The organism is Azospirillum endophyticum (assembly GCF_016595245.1).
Taxonomy (GTDB): domain Bacteria; phylum Pseudomonadota; class Alphaproteobacteria; order Azospirillales; family Azospirillaceae; genus Azospirillum; species Azospirillum endophyticum.
On record NZ_JAENHM010000073.1, the window covers coordinates 542,198 to 558,474 of the forward strand.

Here is a 16,277-nt window from a genome sequence, read left to right on the forward strand (position 1 = left end):
TGCCTCGGACCGAACTTAAGAATCGTCCAACGAATGCCGCTGCGCCGTAGGACCGGCGCGTACGGCCTTATATACAAGCTTCGCGGTTGCCCCGCCACTGCCGGCTATAACAGGGCGGCGTCCGGTTTATTCCCGGCCGATCCCCCGGCGCAGGCCATGAATGGAGTGAAGCATGTTTTCCCTTAACGAACGGCTGCGGGCCGACACCCGTCCTGTGACCGATCTGGGGCTTTGCCGGGTGCTGCTGATGAACAACCGGCTGTGGCCCTGGCTGATCCTGGTGCCGATGCGCGACGGTGCGGTCGAGATCCACCGGCTGGAAGAGGACGATCAGGCGGCGCTGATGCGGGAAATCGCACAAGCCTCGCGCGTGTTGGAGCGTCTGTTCGCGCCGGACAAGATGAATGTCGGGGCGCTGGGCAACATGGTGCCGCAGCTGCACGTCCATGTGATCGGGCGGACGCGCGGCGATCCGGCATGGCCCGGTCCGGTCTGGGGCTCCGGCCATGCCGAGCCCTATGAGGAGGCCGAGGCGGCGACGCTGGCGGAGCGGCTGGCGGAAGCGCTTCATTCGGTCGGGTGAACTTTGTCGGTTCACGAGTGTTTGAGTGGTCAGCCATCTTTTCGGGAGACCGCCACCATGGCCGACCAGGACCGCTCCAAATCCGTGACTTCCGACGCCCCGTCCGAGGCTGCCCAGCGAATCGAGGACAAGCTGGTCGACGAGACCGGCAAGGCGTCGGGCGATCCCGACAAGCCCGTCCAGAAGAAGTGGGAGGAGATGGGCGAGCGCGAGGAGATCGTCGAGCGAAGCCAACGCGAGGGGGGAGGGGTTTGAAAGGAGAAGCTTTGCCCCCTCCCTAACCCTCCCCCTCTTCGAGGGAGAGGGGACCCACGCGCCAGCGTGGGAGGGTGGGGGCAATCCGCCCCTACCGCTTCACCGTGCAGCTCAGCGCCAGCACGTCGGCCGCCTTGTCAAGATCGTCGGCACGGACCAGCACATAGTCGGTGTTGTAGGTGGAGATCGCGAAGATCGGCAGATGGGCCTGGGCCAGCGGCACGGCGATGCGGGCCAGGATGCCGAACAGCGAGAAATCCACCACCCCCTCGACCCGGAAGGCGCGCCAGCCGCGTTCGGCCTTGACCCCGTCGGGCACGCACTCCTCGCGGCAGAGGATCGACAGCTCGTCGCCCGTCCGGGTGGCGCCGACCAGCGGGTCGGTCCAGTCGAGCCAGTCCGGCAGGCCGCTGCCCGGTGGCAGCTGCGCCACCGCCAGCCGGTCGGGCAGGATCGTCAGGGTCAGGCCGCTCTGCTCGCGCACCAAGGCCGCGCTCAGCGTCGCCTCGTCCACCTCGAAGGGCTTCAGGATGCGCCGGGCGCGGGCGGCCAGCGACGGTACGCCCGAGCGCATGGCACGGCCCAGCATCTCCGCCGAGGTGGCGCGCAGGCCGGCGTCCGACTCGGCGAGATCGACCACCGCCTGCAAGGCGCTGGTCTGGACGATCCGGCTCGGGCTGTTCTCGAACCAGTCGGCCAGCAGGACGGCGGCGCGGTGGCGCTGCTCTTCGGTCATGGTCAGGCGCGGCACGATCTGGGCGATGTGCCAGCGGACCTCCGCCTGCTCGATGGCGACGGCGTCGGTCAGCAGATGCTCGACATAGGGGTCCAGCCAACCCGGATTGCCGCGCGATACGCGCTCCAGCGCGTCGGCGGCGCGCATGCGCACGCTGGCGTTGCGGTCGAACAGGCAGCCGACCAGCTCCTCCAGCTTGCCGCGGTCGGCCGACACCTCGTCCGCGACCGACGGGGCATCGCCCACCGCCCGCCGGTCGCCGATCGCCAGCCGACGGGCCAGCGACGCGTTGCGGATCAACTCATCCATCTCAGCGCCGCCCGGTCGGACGGCCGAACCGCGACGGCGTGCCGAAGCGCGAGGCGACCTTGGCGCCGGTCGGCTTCGGCGGCGGCGGGGGAGGGGGCGGCGGCGGAGTCTCGCCGCGCGGCACGCCGCCACCGGACGCCATTTCCGCCAGATCCTTCACCAGCTTCTGCACGCTGCGCACGCGGGCCTGCGGATCGGGCCATTCGCGGCTGTAGACCAGCTTGTGGTCGGGCCGCAGCTTCATCAGCGTCAGGTGCTGGGCGATGTAGGTCAGCAGCTTGGCCGGCTCGGCATAGAAATTGTCGTGGAAGGCCAGCACCAGCCCCTTCGGGCCGGCATCGACCCGGTCGATGTTGGCCTGTTTGCACCAGCGCTTGACGGTGACGACGTCCAGCAGGTTCTCGACCTCCTCCGGCAGCTTGCCGAAACGGTCGATCAGTTCGGCGGCGAAGCCGTCGACCTCGGCGCGGTCGACCAGATCGGCGATGCGGCGGTAGAGCGACAGGCGCACCGTCAGGTCGGGAACATAGCTTTCCGGGATCAGCACCGGCGTGCCCAGGTTGATCTGCGGCACCCATTCCTGCGCCGCCGCGGCGGCGACGGCCCCCTCCTGCATCGCGGAGCGGGCGCTGGCGACGGCCTCTTCCAGCATCTGCTGGTAAAGTTCGACACCGACTTCGCGCACCTGACCCGACTGCTCCTCGCCCAGCAGGTTGCCGGCGCCGCGGATGTCCATGTCGTGGCTGGCGAGCTGGAAGCCGGCCCCAAGGCTGTCCAGCGTCTCGATGACGTGCAGGCGCTGCTGGGCGGTGCCGCTCAGCGGCTTGTTCGGCGCATAGGTCAGGTAGGCGTAGCCGCGCTTCTTCGACCGGCCGACGCGGCCGCGGATCTGGTAGAGCTGGGCCAGACCGAACAGGTCGGCGCGGTGGACGATCAGCGTGTTGGCGTTGGGGATGTCCAGGCCGCTCTCGATGATGTTGGTGGCGAGCAGGACCTCGAACTTGCCCTCGTCGAAGGCGGTCATCACGTCTTCCAACTCGCTGGCCGCCATCTGGCCATGGGCGGTGACGATCTTCACCTCCGGCACCAGGTCTCGCACCCGCTCGGCGACCTTCGCCAGATCCTCGACGCGCGGGCAGACATAGAAGGACTGGCCGCCGCGGTAATGCTCGCGCAGGATCGCCTCGCGGATCACCACCGGATCGTAGGGCAGGACGAAGGTGCGCACCGCCAGACGGTCGACCGGCGGGGTGGCGATCAGCGACAGCTCGCGCACGCCGGACAGAGCCATCTGCAGCGTGCGCGGGATCGGCGTGGCGGTCAGCGTCAGCACATGGATGTCGGCGCGCAGTTCCTTCAGACGCTCCTTCTGCTTCACGCCGAAATGCTGCTCCTCGTCGACGATCACCATGCCGAGGCGCTTGAAGTCGAGGCCTTTGGCGAGCAGGGCGTGGGTGCCGACGACGATGTCGGCGGTGCCCTCCGCCAGTTCCTTCTTCACCAGCGTCTGTTCGCGGGCGGTGACCATCCGCGACAACTGGACGACACGCACCGGCAGCCCGTTGAAGCGGGTGGAGAAGGTGCGGAAATGCTGGCGGGCGAGCAGGGTGGTCGGCACGACGACGGCGACCTGCTTGCCGCTCATCGCCACCATGAAGGCGGCGCGCAGAGCCACCTCGGTCTTGCCGAAGCCGACGTCGCCGCAGACCAGCCGGTCCATCGGCCGGCCGCTGCCGAGGTCGGTGAAGATGTCCTCGATCGCCTTCAGCTGGTCGTCGGTCTCCGGATAGGGGAAACGGGCGGCGAATTCCTGATAGACGCCTTCCGGCGTCAGCACCGGATCTGCCTTCTTCAGCATGCGCTCGGCGGCGATCTTCAGCAGGGCTTCCGCCATGTCCTTCAGGCGCTTCTTGACCCTGGCCTTGCGGCCCTGCCAGCCGGCGCCGCCCAGCTTGTCGAGCTGGACATTGGCGTCTTCCGAGCCGTAGCGGGACAGCACCTCGATGTTCTCGACCGGGACGTAGAGCTTGTCGCCGCCCTCGTAGACCAGGCGCAGGCAGTCGTGCGGGGCGCCGGTGACCTCCAGCGTCTCCAGCCCGTCGTAGCGGCCGATGCCGTGGTCCATGTGGACGACGATGTCGCCCTCGTGCAGGGCCGAATGCTCGGCGATGAAGTTGGCGGCCTTGCGCTTCCTCTTGTGCGGACGGACCAGCCGGTCGCCGAGGATGTCCTGTTCGGTGATGACGGCGAGGTCGGCGGAGGTGAAGCCATGCTCCATTCCCAGCACGATGGTGCCGATGATGCCGCGGTCGAAGCGGCGGACGTCCTCCATGCTCTCCGCCGGCTCCAGGCCGGGGATGCCGTGGTCGGCCAGAACGTTGGACAGGCGGTCGCGCGACCCGGCGGAATATCCCGCGATCAGCACGCGGCGGCCGTCGGCACGCAGTGCCCGGATATGGTCCTTCACCGCGTCGAAGACGTTGACGTCGGGACGGTTGCGCTCCTCGGCGAAGTCGTGGCCACGCTTGCCGCCGGCGTCGACCGTCCCCTTGATGCCGGGGGGCGTGGAGAAGATCTGGAGCTGCGCCACCGCACGCTCCGCCATCAACGCGTCCCAGCCGAGGGTATCGAGGAACATCGAGGCGACCGGCACCGGCTTGTAGACCGGCGACCCGGCGCGCTTCTCGATGGTCATCATCGTGTCGCGCGAGGCATGGAAATCGACCACCTGGGCGATGCGGGCGTCGCGCGCCTCGCTGGCCTGATGGTCCAGGCTGACGATGCCGCGCGGCAGATAGTCCGGCAGCGTGTCCATGCTCTCGTGGAACAGCGGCAGCCAATGTTCCATACCGCCATAGGAGCGGCCGGCGGAGATCGCCTCGTAGAGCGGGTCGTCGTCGGTCACCGCACCGAACAGCTCGCGGTAGCCGGAGCGGAAGCGGGCGATCCCGGCATCGTCGAGGAAGACCTCCGACATCGGCTTCAGCTCGACGTGATCGCGCTTGTCGGTGGTGCGCTGGGTCATCGGATCGAAGGCGCGCACCCCCTCCAGCTCGTCGCCGAACAGGTCGAGGCGCAGCGGCTCCTCGGTGCCGGGCGGGAACAGGTCGACGATGCCGCCGCGCACCGCGAACTCGCCCGGTTCCCGCACCGTCTGGGCACGGGTGTAGCCGTTGCCGGCGAGGTAGCGCTGCAGCTTCTCCAGGTCGATCCGGTCGCGCAGCTTGGCGGTGAAGACCGCGTTCTTGAAGGCGCTGCGCGGCGGCACCTTCTGCACCACGGCGTTGACGGTGGTCAGCACGACCAGCGGCGCCAGCCCGTCGCGGTTGGCCGCCGCCTCGCGCCTTGCGAGCAGCCGGGTCAGCGTGTCGATGCGCCGGGCGACGATGCCGCCGTTCGGCGACACCCGGTCATAGGGCAGGCAGTCCCAGGCCGGGAAGGTCAGCACCTCCAGCTTCGGCGCGAAGAAGGCCAGCGCCTCCGCCAGCAGGGCGCAGCGCGTGTCGTCCAGCGCCACATGCAGCAGGCCGTAGCCGCCGGCCTTCTGCGCAAGCTCCGCCAGAATGCGGGCGTCGTGGCCCTCGGGCGCGCCGCCGATCAGGAGACGGCCGGCACGGCCGGGCTGGAGATCGTAACTGACCAAAGGGGGATGCCTCGGGAATACGGGAAGAGAGTCAGGAGCCTTGACCGGCTCCGTCGGGAGCCTTGACCGGCTCCGTCGGGAGCCTTGACCGGCTCCGTCAGGAGCCTTGACGTGGTGTGTATCGGAACGCCGTCAACAGGCGCATCACGTCGGTGTCATGCTCGGACGGCACCGGCTCCCGTCCCGACATCCAATCGTAGAGGTCGGGATCGCCAAGCTCCAGCAGCGCCTCGAAGCGGTCGAGCATCGCATGGTCGAAATCGCCGACATGGGCGTCGGCGAAGCTGCCCATCAGCAGGTCCATCTCGCGCGTGCCGCGGTGCCAGGAGCGGAAGCGCAGCCGCTTGCGCCGGTTCTCGAGCGATTCGGCCTTCTCGGAAGCCGGCGTCTCGGAAGCCGGGGGGGTGCCGTTTTCAGTCATTGCAGTCCAACGTCGAAAGCCCCCAGCGCCACCAGCGGCGAAGGGGGGAACCATTCAGGAACCCCATCCTGCACGGGCCGGGGCGGCGATGCAAGATTGGCAGGCCGGCTTGACCATGGGGTGGGGATGTCCTATGTGCCGGTTGGCCTGCGGGGACGACCCCGTCGATGGAAGTGGGTAACCGGGTGGGGACGACCCCGCCATTCCAAGACGGAGTCGCCGTCATGGCGTGGGTCACGCTGTTCTTCGCCGGCCTGTTCGAAATCGGCTGGGCCGTCGGCTTGAAATACACCGAAGGATTCACCCGCCTCGTCCCGAGCATCCTGACCGCCGCCGCGATGTTGGTGAGCCTGTTGCTGCTCGGGACGGCGCTGAAGAGCCTGCCGCTCGGCACCGCCTATGCGGTGTGGACCGGAATCGGCACGGTGGGCACCGCCCTGCTGGGCATGATGCTGTTCGGCGAGCCCGCCGGGGCGCTGCGGCTGCTGTGCATCGCGGCGATCATCGGCGGGATCCTGGGGCTGAAAGTCCTGCATGGGTGAGGGGGCGCCGAATGTCCCCTCACAGCACCTCCGTCCGGCAGGTCAGCGCCAAGGTCTCCGCGGTGTTCGCCACCGCCGACAGGCAGACCTCCGCCCGTTCCGGCGGGATCGACACCGAGAAGCGCAGGACGTAACGCTCGCCGACGCGGTCCGGCAGGGTCTGCGCGTCCAGCCGGACGATGTTGGCGTCGAACTGGGTGAAGATCTCCGACAGGCGGGCGACGAGGCCGGGTTGGTCGCCGCCCGACACCTCGACACGGTGGGTGACCAGCGCCTGCGGGCCGGGCTGGGGATCGAAGGCGAAGGGGGTGACCTTCACCTCGGCGCCGGCCAGGACGGGCAGGGACGACAGGCTGGCCTGCAAGTCGGCCACCGTCAGCCCGCCGGGCAGTTCGCAGACGGCGGAGAACTCGGCCCCGGTGCCGAGCGAGGCGAAGCTGGCGTCGCGCAGGTTGATGCCCTGCTCGAACAGGTGGCTGGTGATGCCGGAGACCAGCCCGACCCGGTCGGGGCAGAAGGTGGAAACCAGGGCGAGCCCGCCAGCCGGGTCCAGCTTGGTCGAATCCGTCGCCATCGCACATCTCCCGTATCGTTTTTCTTCGAGGGGCACGGGGTTGGCCGTGCCGTCCGCATGCGCGATCATCGAAGCGGGTTGGCGGGAACGCCAGTGGAAAATCGCGGAGTGGGAGTGGTGTCGCAGCTTCGAACGCGAAAGGGGCCGGACCGCGGAAACGGCCCGGCCCCTCGTCGAGGCGTGGAAATCGACGCGATCTAAGGGGTCAGGCGGCGGTGCCGCCGACCGTCAGGCCTTCCAGTTTCAGGGTCGGCTGGCCGACGCCGACCGGCACGCCCTGGCCGTCCTTGCCGCAGGTGCCGACGCCGGGGTCGAGGCGGCTGTCGTTGCCGATCATCGACACGCGGGTCAGGCTGTCCGGGCCGTTGCCGATCAGGGTGGCGCCCTTCACGGCGGGCCCCAGCTTGCCGTCCTCGATCAGGTAGGCCTCACTGGCGGAGAAGACGAACTTGCCGTTGGTGATGTCGACCTGGCCGCCGCCGAAGTTCTTGGCGTAGATGCCCTTCTTGACCGAGGCGATGATCTCGTCCGGCGTGTGGTTGCCGTTGCGCATCACCGTGTTGGTCATGCGCGGCATCGGGTTGTAGGCGAAGCTCTGGCGCCGGCCGTTGCCGGTCGGGCGCATGCCCATCAGGCGGGCGTTCATGCGGTCCTGCATGAAGCCGACCAGGATGCCGTCCTCGATCAGCGTGGTGCACTGGCCGGGCGTGCCCTCGTCGTCGACGCTGATCGAGCCGCGCGAGTTCTCGATGGTGCCGTCGTCGACGATGGTGACGCCGGGGGCGGCGATGCGCTGGCCCAGCAGGCCGGAGAAGGCGGAGGTCTTCTTGCGGTTGAAGTCGCCCTCCAGCCCGTGGCCGATGGCCTCGTGCAGCAGGATGCCGGGCCAGCCGCTGCCCAGGACCACCGTCATCTCGCCGGCAGGGGCGGGCACGGAACCGAGGTTGACCAGCGCCTGCCGCAGAGCCTCGTCGACGAAGCCGCGCCAGGTTTCCGGCTGGATGTAGTGTTCGTAGGTCACCCGGCCGCCGCCGCCGTAGCCGCCGGTCTCCATCCGGTCGCCCTCGGCCACCACGACGGAGACGTTCAGCCGCACCAGCGGCCGCAGGTCGGCGACGCGCACGCCGTCGGCGCGCATGATCTGCACCGCCTGCCATTCGCCGCTGATCGAGCAGCTGACCTGCCGCACCCGCTCGTCCTTGCCGCGGGCATAGGCGTCGATGTCGGCCAGCAGCTTCACCTTCTCTTCGAAGGGGACGAGGTGCAGGGGATTGTCGGGGATGTAGAGCGCGCGGTTGGTGCCGGCCGGCGGTTCGGCCAGCGTGCCGGTGTGGCCGGCCTGCACGGCGCGCACGGTGGCGGCGGCGCGGCGGATCGCCTCTTCCGACAGGTTGCTGGCATGGGCGTAGCCGGTCGCCTCGCCGGCGATGGCGCGCAGGCCGAAGCCCTGGGTGGTGTCGAAGCTGGCGGATTTCAGCTTTCCGTCGTCCCAGCCCAGCGACTCGCTCTGGGCATATTCGAGGTAAAGCTCCCCATCGTCGGCACTGTGCAGGGCGTCCTGCACGACGCCTTCCACGCGGGCGCGGTCCATGCCGGCGCGGTTGAAGAAGAGATCGTCGGTGACGGCAAGCGCGCTCATGAAAACTCCGAACCTGTGATGGGGCGGAACCCGGCCCGACCCCAAGGGCCGGGCTGATTCCATCGCCTTGTTCCATGGTAGGACACAGTGTCATAGCGGGCGACCTCGCGCCCGGCCGTACGATGTGTTCTAACCGGCTGGATATAGTGTGGCGACGCTGGCGCGATCCGGCAAGTTCGCCGATGCCGGATTGTGTAACCTGATGGCTGGCGGGGCGGTGCCGAGATGGCGGAGGGGATCATGACCGACGGAGCGGCGCGTATGACCACGGACACCCTGGCGCGCGCGGGAACGCCCGGAACCGGCGGCGCCATGATCGGCCCGCGCCCGTTGCGCGACCATCCGCTGCGCCAGAGCCTGACCAACGAGGTCCATGCCCGCCCCCCCGAATCGCTGACCGCCCCGATGCGCGCTACCATGCTGGCGATGCTTTCGGGAGAGGCGGCGGCGGAGGCCGACCGGCGGCATCTGGAGGCGCTGTGCGACTGGGCCGGCGTGGTCCGGCCGCCGCAGGACGCGACCCATCACAGCGCCTCCTTCGGCAGCTTCCACCTGAAATGGGAACGCCATACCGAATTCTCGACCTGGACCGTGTTCCGCCCCAGCGCCATGCCGTCAGGATCCCTGGTCGATCCCTTCGTGGAGCCGGCGCTGCAGGCCCTGCCGCGCGACTGGCTGGCCGGCCTGCCGGGCGAACTGCTGGTCGGCATCCATGTCGCCGTGCTCGCTCCCGACATGCCGGAGCCGTCGCCGACCATGATGGCGGCGATGTTCGGGTCGGAGAGCTATGTCGGGTCGCGGATCGCCGGGCGATCGGCCACCGCCTGGACCGATTTCCGCATCCATGGCGACGGCTTCTCCCGCATGCTGGTCATCGACCATTCGATGACGCCGCGCCAGACCGGCCGCGTCGTCCAGCGGCTGCTGGAGATCGAGACCTATCGCGTGCTGGCCCTGCTGGCGCTGCCGATGGCGCGCGGCGTGCTGCCGCGAATCGGCCCGATCGAGGCCGGGCTGTCCGACGTCACCACCCGGATCGCCAGCCTGCGCGGCCTGCAGGACGAACGCGACCTGCTCGACCGCCTGACCCTGCTGGCCGCCCAGACCGAGCAGATCGCCGCCGAGACCGCCTATCGATTCGGTGCCGCCCGCGCCTATCACGAGTTGGTGGAGCGGCGAATCGAGGAACTGCGGGAGATCCGGATCGAGGGGTTGCAGACGGTCCGGGAGTTCATGGACCGCCGCCTGACCCCGGCGATCCGCACCTGCGAGGCGGTGGAGGAGCGGCTCGATTCGCTGTCCCAGCGCGTCGCGCGGGCCAGCACCCTGCTGCGCACCCGGGTCGAGATCGCGGTGGAAGGGCAGAACGCCGAACTGCTCCAGTCGATGGACCGCCGCGCCCAGTTGCAGCTTCGCCTGCAGGAGACCGTCGAGGGGCTGTCGGTGGTGGCGATCAGCTATTATCTCGTCGGCATCGTCGGCTATGCGGCGAAGGGGCTGAAGGGCTTCGGGCTGAAGGTCGATCCCGACATGCTGGTCGGGGTGATGATTCCCGTCGTCATCGCCTTCGTCTGGTCGGGGGTGAGGCGGATTCGCAAGGTGCTCGTCGGGGAGCATTGAGGCCGACATCCTGGCCGGATTTCCGCGGCTGTGCCCGCCTGCCGTCCATTCCCGTCGCGCATCCGGCCTGAAGTCCTGCTCATCCCCGGCCTGAAGTCCTGAGTCGCCCCCGGCTGCCGCAACAATCCTGTGGTTACGGGCGTGTTCGCATCTCCGTTCTTGCTCGGCCCGCCGCCGAGAAAACTCCGCTTGTCCAACGGACTGCGGCGGAATGCCGCATGGCATGGCCTCGATCCACGCTCAACCTTTGTTCCCATCGCACATCCGGATGTGAGGAAAAGTCTATGCGGACGGTGGGAGAGAGGAAAGGCTTGTAACCCAGCGGGGGGCGGGGATAAGCTCCGACTGCGGGTATATGTCGCGCTAAGATGGCGTGATCCCTGCATAAACTGGCGTTCGCTGACAAGCCCAACCATGGACCGTGCGAACAGATGCCGGTCCGGACGAAGAGGGCGGAGGGAGCGTCGGCGGGAAGAGACGACCGCGGGCCATGACGAGCGTCGCGGCTAAGAAGGGGTTGGGGATGAGAAGGCAAAGCCTGTACGCCGCCGGCCTGTCGGCGGTCCTGTCGATGGTTGGAGGCCTGGGGGTTGGTGGCTGGGCGACGGCGGCCCTGGCGAACGAGCCGCGGCCGTGGGAGATGGGCATGCAGCCCTCCGCCTCGCCGGTCAAACACCTGATGACCTCGTTCAACGACCTGCTGACCGTCATCATCACGTTGATCGTCATCCTCGTCGCGGGCCTGCTGGCCTATTGTGCCGTCCGCTTCAACGCGAAGAGGAACCCGGTCCCGTCCAGGACCTCGCACCACACGCTGCTCGAGGTCGCCTGGACCGTCGTGCCGGTGATCATCCTGATCGTGGTCGCGGTGCCGTCCTTCAAGCTGCTCTACGCCGCGGAACGCATCCCGCAGGCCGACATGACCATCAAGGTCACCGGTCACCAGTGGTACTGGGACTACGAATACCCCGACCACGGCAACATCACCTTCTCCAGCTACATGATCGCCGACGCCGATCTGAAGCCCGGCCAGCGTCGCCTGCTGGAGGTCGACAACCGCGTGGTCGTGCCGGTCAACACCACCGTGCGCGTGCTGGTGACGGCCGGCGACGTGATCCATTCCTGGGCGGTGCCCGCCTTCGGCCTGAAGAAGGACGGCGTTCCCGGCCGTATCAACGAGACCTGGTTCAAGGCCGAGCGCGAAGGCGTCTATTACGGCCAGTGCTCCGAGATCTGCGGCACCAACCACGGCTTCATGCCGATCGCGGTCGAAGCCGTGTCGAAGGAGGCCTTCGACGCCTGGGTCGCCAAGGCCAAGACGGCCTTCGCGCCGAAGGACGGCGACCGCGACGTGGCGCAGCGCCCGACCGGCACGCTGGTCGAGTAAGCGGACTTCGCACACCCCGCCTCAGGGACGACGCGATAAGAAGAACCTAACCCAGCTGCCGCCGGTGCTTGAAAAAGACGGCATGGACGGCGCCCAGGGACAGCGACAAAGGGTAGAGACATGGCAAACGCCACACCGGGACATGGGGACCATGCGGGAGACCATGCGCACGGGCATGACGATCATCACGTCCCCGGCTTCGTGCAGCGCTGGTTCTATTCGACCAACCACAAGGACATCGGCACGCTCTATCTGATCTTCTCGGTCATCGCCGGGCTGATCGGCGGCCTGTTCTCCGTCATCATGCGGGCGGAACTCCAGTCGCCCGGGCTGCAGTTCGTTTCCGATGGCCAGATGTGGAACGTGCTGATCACGGCGCACGGCCTGATCATGGTGTTCTTCGTGGTGATGCCGGCGCTGATCGGCGGCTTCGGCAACTGGTTCGTGCCGCTCATGATCGGCGCGCCCGACATGGCCTTCCCGCGCATGAACAACATCAGCTTCTGGCTGATCGTGCCGGCCTTCCTGCTGCTGCTGGGCTCCGCCTTCGTCGGCACCGGCGCCGGCACCGGCTGGACGATCTACCCGCCGCTGTCCTCGCCGCTGGGGCATAGCGGACCGTCGGTCGACATGGCGATCTTCGCCCTGCATCTGGCCGGTGCCAGCTCGATCCTGGGCGCGGTGAACTTCATCACCACCATCTTCAACATGCGCGCGCCGGGCATGACGCTGCACAAGATGCCGCTGTTCGTCTGGGCGATGCTGGTGACCGCCTTCCTGCTGCTGCTGGCGGTGCCGGTGCTGGGCGGCGCCATCACCATGCTGCTGACCGACCGCAATTTCGGCACCACCTTCTTCAATCCCGAAGGCGGCGGCGACCCGATCCTGTTCCAGCACCTGTTCTGGTTCTTCGGCCACCCCGAAGTCTACATCATGATCCTGCCGGCCTTCGGCATCATCAGCCACATCATCTCGACCTTCTCCAAGAAGCCGGTGTTCGGCTATCTCGGCATGGCCTATGCGATGGTCGCCATCGGCGTGGTGGGCTTCGTCGTGTGGGCGCACCACATGTACACGGTCGGGCTGGACGTCAACACCAAGGCCTACTTCACCGCCGCCACGATGATCATCGCGGTGCCGACCGGCGTGAAGATCTTCTCGTGGATCGCCACCATGTGGGGCGGCTCCATCGACTTCAAGGTGCCGATGCTGTGGGCGATCGGCTTCATCTTCCTGTTCACCGTCGGCGGCGTCACCGGCGTGGTGCTGGCGAACGGCGGCCTCGACAACTACATGCACGACACCTACTACGTCGTGGCGCACTTCCACTACGTGCTGTCGCTGGGCGCGGTGTTCTCGATCTTCGCCGGCTGGTACTACTGGATCGGCAAGATGTCGGGCCGCCAGTATCCGGAGTTCTGGGGCAAGGTCCATTTCTACACCACCTTCCTCGGCGTCAACCTGGTGTTCTTCCCGCAGCACTTCCTGGGCCTGTCGGGCATGCCGCGCCGCATCCCGGACTACCCGGACGCCTTCTGGGGCTGGAACATGATCTCGTCGCTCGGCGCCTACATCTCCTTCGCCTCGACGCTGCTGTTCGTGTGGATCGCCTGGAAGACCCTGCGCAGCGGCGAGCGGGTGCCGGGCGCCTATTGGGGGCCGCAGGCCGGCACGCTGGAATGGTCGGTCAGCTCGCCGCCTCCGTTCCACGCATTCGAGACGTTGCCGCAGGTCAAGTAAGCATGCTAACGGGCGGGCGTCGCCGCGAGGAGGCGCCCGCCCGATGGCCCGATGACAAGGGATCGAACCGAGCAGCCCGAACAGGGGCGCCGGCAGGAGGAGCGCCGGGGTGACGACCCGGGGTTAGAGGACAAGGACAAGATATGACGGACGTGACGAACGAACTGACGCTCAACCAGACCGGAGGGGCGTCGGCCGGTGACTTCATCGAGTTGCTCAAGCCGCGGGTCATGTCGCTTGTGGTCTTCACCGGGCTGGCCGGCATCGTGCTGGCGCCCGGTCACATCCATCCCTTCCTGGCGCTGGTCGCCGTGCTTTGCATCGCCGTCGGGGCCGGGGCGTCGGGCGCCATCAACATGTGGTACGACCGCGACATCGACGCGGTGATGACCCGCACGGTGAAGCGCCCGATCCCGTCGGGCCGGGTCGAACCGGCGGAGGCGCTGGGTTTCGGCGTCACCCTGTCGGTGCTGTCGGTGGTGGTGATGGGGCTGGCGGTGAACTGGACGGCGTCGGCGCTGCTGGCGCTGACCATCGGTTTCTACGTCTTCGTCTACACCATGTGGTTGAAACGCCGGACTCCGCAGAACATCGTGATCGGCGGGGCCGCCGGCGCCTTTCCGCCGATGATCGGCTGGGCCGCCGTGACCGGCAGCGTCGATCTGCCGTCCGTCCTGCTGTTCCTGCTGATCTTCCTGTGGACGCCGCCGCATTTCTGGGCGCTCGCCCTGTTCCGCAACGCCGACTACACCCGTGCCGGCGTGCCGATGATGCCGGTCGTGGCCGGGGAGGTGGCGACCAAGCGGCAGATGCTGCTCTACACGCTGATCCTGCTGCCGGTGGCCGCTGCGCCGTTCTTCGTCGGCATCGCCGGTCCGGTCTATCTGGCGGCCTCGGCCGTTCTCGGCCTGATGTTCGTCGGCTGCGCCGTCCGCGTCCTGCGCGCGTCCGACGACAAGCCGGCCAAAAAGATGTTCGGCTTCTCGATCCTGTACCTGTTCCTGCTGTTCGCCGTGATGATGGGCGAACGGCTGATCCTCGGAGGGTGGGCATGACGGTGATGGAACGCGATACACCGACCGACATCCGCAGCTCGGTGGACGAGCAGAAGCGGCAGGAGGCGGCGCTGCGGGCGAAGAAGCTGCGCGGCCGCAACCTCGCCGTCCTGGCGGCCCTGCTGGCCCTGGTCGTCCTGTTCTACGCCATCACCGTCGTCCGGATGGGCGGGACGCACTGATGGCCGGGCGCGACGACAGGCTGCGCCGACGCAACCGCCTCCTCCTCGGCTCCCTGTTCGGGCTGGTGATGGGAATGATCGGGCTGACCTATGCGTCGGTCCCGCTCTACAACCTGTTCTGTTCCGTCACCGGGTTCGGTGGCACGACCCAGCGGGCGGAACAGGCCGCGGCGCGCGTCGTCGACCGCAAGGTGACCGTCCGCTTCAACGCCGACACCAATACCGCCTTACCCTGGTCCTTCAAGCCGGAGCAGAAGGAGCTGGCGCTGAAGCTCGGTGAAACCGGCTTCGCCGCCTACCGGGCGGAAAGCCGTGGGAAAGCGCCCACCGTCGGGACGGCGGTCTACAACGTCACGCCGGAAAAAGTGGGCGCCTATTTCAACAAGTTGCAGTGCTTCTGCTTCGCCGAGCAGATCCTGGAGCCGGGCCAGGCCGTGGACATGCCGGTGGTCTTCTTCGTCGACCCGTCGATGGCCGACGACCCGAACATGGACGACGTGACCACGATCACGCTGTCCTACACCTTCTTCCGCGCCAAGGACAGCGAAGCCAGGCTCGCGCAGCACACGGCTTCCGCATCGGCTCCCGCGGTGCCGGAGGCAAGCAAACAAAAGGCGGAGCCGGGGGCGACCGCCACAAACTGAACCAAATGGGGTAGTGAGACGATGGCCGACATCACCCACGGGCAAATGCCGCACGCCGAACCATCAGCCCATCAACCGGGCGCCGGCATCCCGCATCCGTATCATCTACTGAAGCCCAGCCCTTGGCCGCTGATCGGCGCCTTTTCCGGCGGGCTTCTGGCGACCGGGCTGGTCGTCTACATGCATGGTGGCGGAAAATTCCTGATGGTCCTGGGCGTGCTGGCCATCCTGGTCACCATGTTCGGCTGGTGGCGGTCCGTCATCCGGGAATCGGTGGTCGAGCGCGCCCACACCCCGGTGGTGAAGATCGGCCTGCGCTATGGCATGGCGCTGTTCATCGCATCGGAAGTGATGTTCTTCGCCGCCTTCTTCTGGGCCTTCTTCCACGCGGCGCTCGAGCCGAGGGTGTCGCCGCTCAATCCCGATGCCATCTGGCCGCCGCCGAACGTGCATGTGATCGACGCCTTCGACATGCCGCTGATGATGACGCTGACCCTGCTGCTGTCGGGCGTGACCGTGACCTGGGCGCATCATGCCATCCTCGAAGGCAAGAACCGCGTTGCGGCCAAGGCGTTGGGCCTGACCGTGCTGCTGGGCGTTCTGTTCAGCTTCTTCCAGGTTTACGAATACGTCCACGCCTCCTTCAAGTTCACCGACGGCATCTTCCCCTCGACCTTCTACATGGCGACCGGCTTCCACGGCTTCCATGTGCTGGTCGGCACCATCTTCCTGGCGGTTTGCTGGGGGCGCACGGTGAAGGGGCATTTCACTCCCGAGAGCCATTTCGGTTTCGAGGCGGCTGCCTGGTACTGGCATTTCGTCGACGTCGTCTGGCTGTTCCTGTTCGTATCGGTCTACTGGTGGGGCGGCCATGGCGGCGTGATCGCCAGCCACTGACGCCACCGGTTCCGGGCCGTTCCCGCGGCTTTCATGGCTGCCGGAGCGGC

At 67.6% G+C, this 16,277-nt stretch carries 15 protein-coding genes; 10 read left to right on the forward strand and 5 right to left on the reverse strand.

From position 1 onward, the window contains the following. The first annotated feature begins 172 nt into the window (after window positions 1-172). Both JHL17_RS29455 and JHL17_RS29460 read left to right on the forward strand, forming a co-directional pair. Window positions 173-583 (forward strand): HIT domain-containing protein, encoded by a 411-nt coding sequence (locus JHL17_RS29455; RefSeq protein ID WP_200198181.1) that lies wholly within the window; start codon window positions 173-175, stop codon window positions 581-583. 57 nt (window positions 584-640) lie between these two features. Further along, the gene (locus JHL17_RS29460; RefSeq protein ID WP_200198182.1) at window positions 641-838 is read left to right on the forward strand and encodes a hypothetical protein; all 198 of its coding nucleotides are present in this window, start codon (window positions 641-643) and stop codon (window positions 836-838) included. A 91-nt stretch (window positions 839-929) separates the two neighbouring features. On the opposite strand, the gene JHL17_RS29465 is transcribed toward JHL17_RS29460, so the two are convergent. The 3 genes from JHL17_RS29465 to JHL17_RS29475 all read right to left on the reverse strand — a co-directional run bounded on the left by JHL17_RS29465 (window position 930) and on the right by JHL17_RS29475 (window position 5,947). Further along, a complete protein-coding gene (locus JHL17_RS29465; protein ID WP_200198183.1) occupies window positions 930-1,883 on the reverse strand; it encodes an ACT domain-containing protein in 954 nt (317 codons plus the stop codon). A 1-nt stretch (window position 1,884) separates the two neighbouring features. Then, the gene (gene mfd / locus JHL17_RS29470) at window positions 1,885-5,526 is read right to left on the reverse strand and encodes a transcription-repair coupling factor (protein ID WP_200198184.1); all 3,642 of its coding nucleotides are present in this window, start codon (window positions 5,524-5,526) and stop codon (window positions 1,885-1,887) included. 97 nt (window positions 5,527-5,623) lie between these two features. Then, window positions 5,624-5,947, reverse strand: a complete 324-nt coding sequence (locus JHL17_RS29475; RefSeq protein WP_200198185.1) for an FAD assembly factor SdhE — start codon at window positions 5,945-5,947, stop codon at window positions 5,624-5,626. Between the two features lie 224 nt (window positions 5,948-6,171). On the opposite strand from JHL17_RS29475, the gene sugE reads away from it, so the two are divergent. Next, window positions 6,172-6,489: a quaternary ammonium compound efflux SMR transporter SugE gene (gene sugE, locus JHL17_RS29480; protein ID WP_200198186.1), complete on the forward strand. Its 318-nt coding sequence runs from the start codon at window positions 6,172-6,174 to the stop codon at window positions 6,487-6,489. Window positions 6,490-6,508: 19 nt separating this feature from the next. Here the strand turns inward: sugE and JHL17_RS29485 are convergent, their stop codons facing one another. Both JHL17_RS29485 and tldD read right to left on the reverse strand, forming a co-directional pair. Then, complete coding sequence (locus JHL17_RS29485) at window positions 6,509-7,063, reverse strand: glycine cleavage system transcriptional repressor (protein ID WP_200198187.1); 555 nt, start codon at window positions 7,061-7,063, stop codon at window positions 6,509-6,511. Between the two features lie 205 nt (window positions 7,064-7,268). Continuing rightward, a complete protein-coding gene (tldD, locus tag JHL17_RS29490; RefSeq protein ID WP_200198188.1) occupies window positions 7,269-8,702 on the reverse strand; it encodes a metalloprotease TldD in 1,434 nt (477 codons plus the stop codon). A 261-nt stretch (window positions 8,703-8,963) separates the two neighbouring features. Here tldD and JHL17_RS29495 point away from each other — a divergent pair, with 261 nt between their 5' ends. The 7 genes from JHL17_RS29495 to JHL17_RS29525 all read left to right on the forward strand — a co-directional run bounded on the left by JHL17_RS29495 (window position 8,964) and on the right by JHL17_RS29525 (window position 16,227). Beyond that, window positions 8,964-10,322, forward strand: a complete 1,359-nt coding sequence (locus JHL17_RS29495; protein WP_247893884.1) for a DUF3422 family protein — start codon at window positions 8,964-8,966, stop codon at window positions 10,320-10,322. Between the two features lie 523 nt (window positions 10,323-10,845). After that, window positions 10,846-11,709, forward strand: a complete 864-nt coding sequence (gene coxB, locus JHL17_RS29500; protein WP_200198189.1) for a cytochrome c oxidase subunit II — start codon at window positions 10,846-10,848, stop codon at window positions 11,707-11,709. 120 nt (window positions 11,710-11,829) lie between these two features. After that, entirely contained in the window at window positions 11,830-13,449 is a 1,620-nt protein-coding gene (gene ctaD, locus JHL17_RS29505; protein WP_200198190.1) for a cytochrome c oxidase subunit I, read from the forward strand. A 143-nt stretch (window positions 13,450-13,592) separates the two neighbouring features. Continuing rightward, on the forward strand, window positions 13,593-14,504 hold the full coding sequence (cyoE, locus tag JHL17_RS29510) for a heme o synthase (RefSeq protein ID WP_200198191.1): 912 nt from the start codon (window positions 13,593-13,595) through the stop codon (window positions 14,502-14,504). Further along, window positions 14,501-14,686: a hypothetical protein gene (locus tag JHL17_RS29515; protein ID WP_200198537.1), complete on the forward strand. Its 186-nt coding sequence runs from the start codon at window positions 14,501-14,503 to the stop codon at window positions 14,684-14,686. Before cyoE ends, JHL17_RS29515 begins: the two co-directional genes overlap by 4 nt. Then, window positions 14,686-15,330, forward strand: coding sequence for a cytochrome c oxidase assembly protein (locus JHL17_RS29520; protein WP_200198192.1), 645 nt, complete (start codon window positions 14,686-14,688; stop codon window positions 15,328-15,330). Before JHL17_RS29515 ends, JHL17_RS29520 begins: the two co-directional genes overlap by 1 nt. A gap of 21 nt (window positions 15,331-15,351) precedes the next feature. Further along, window positions 15,352-16,227 carry a cytochrome c oxidase subunit 3 gene (locus JHL17_RS29525; protein WP_200198193.1) on the forward strand — a complete coding sequence of 292 codons (876 nt, stop codon included), beginning with the start codon at window positions 15,352-15,354 and terminating at the stop codon, window positions 16,225-16,227. Window positions 16,228-16,277 lie beyond the last annotated feature (50 nt).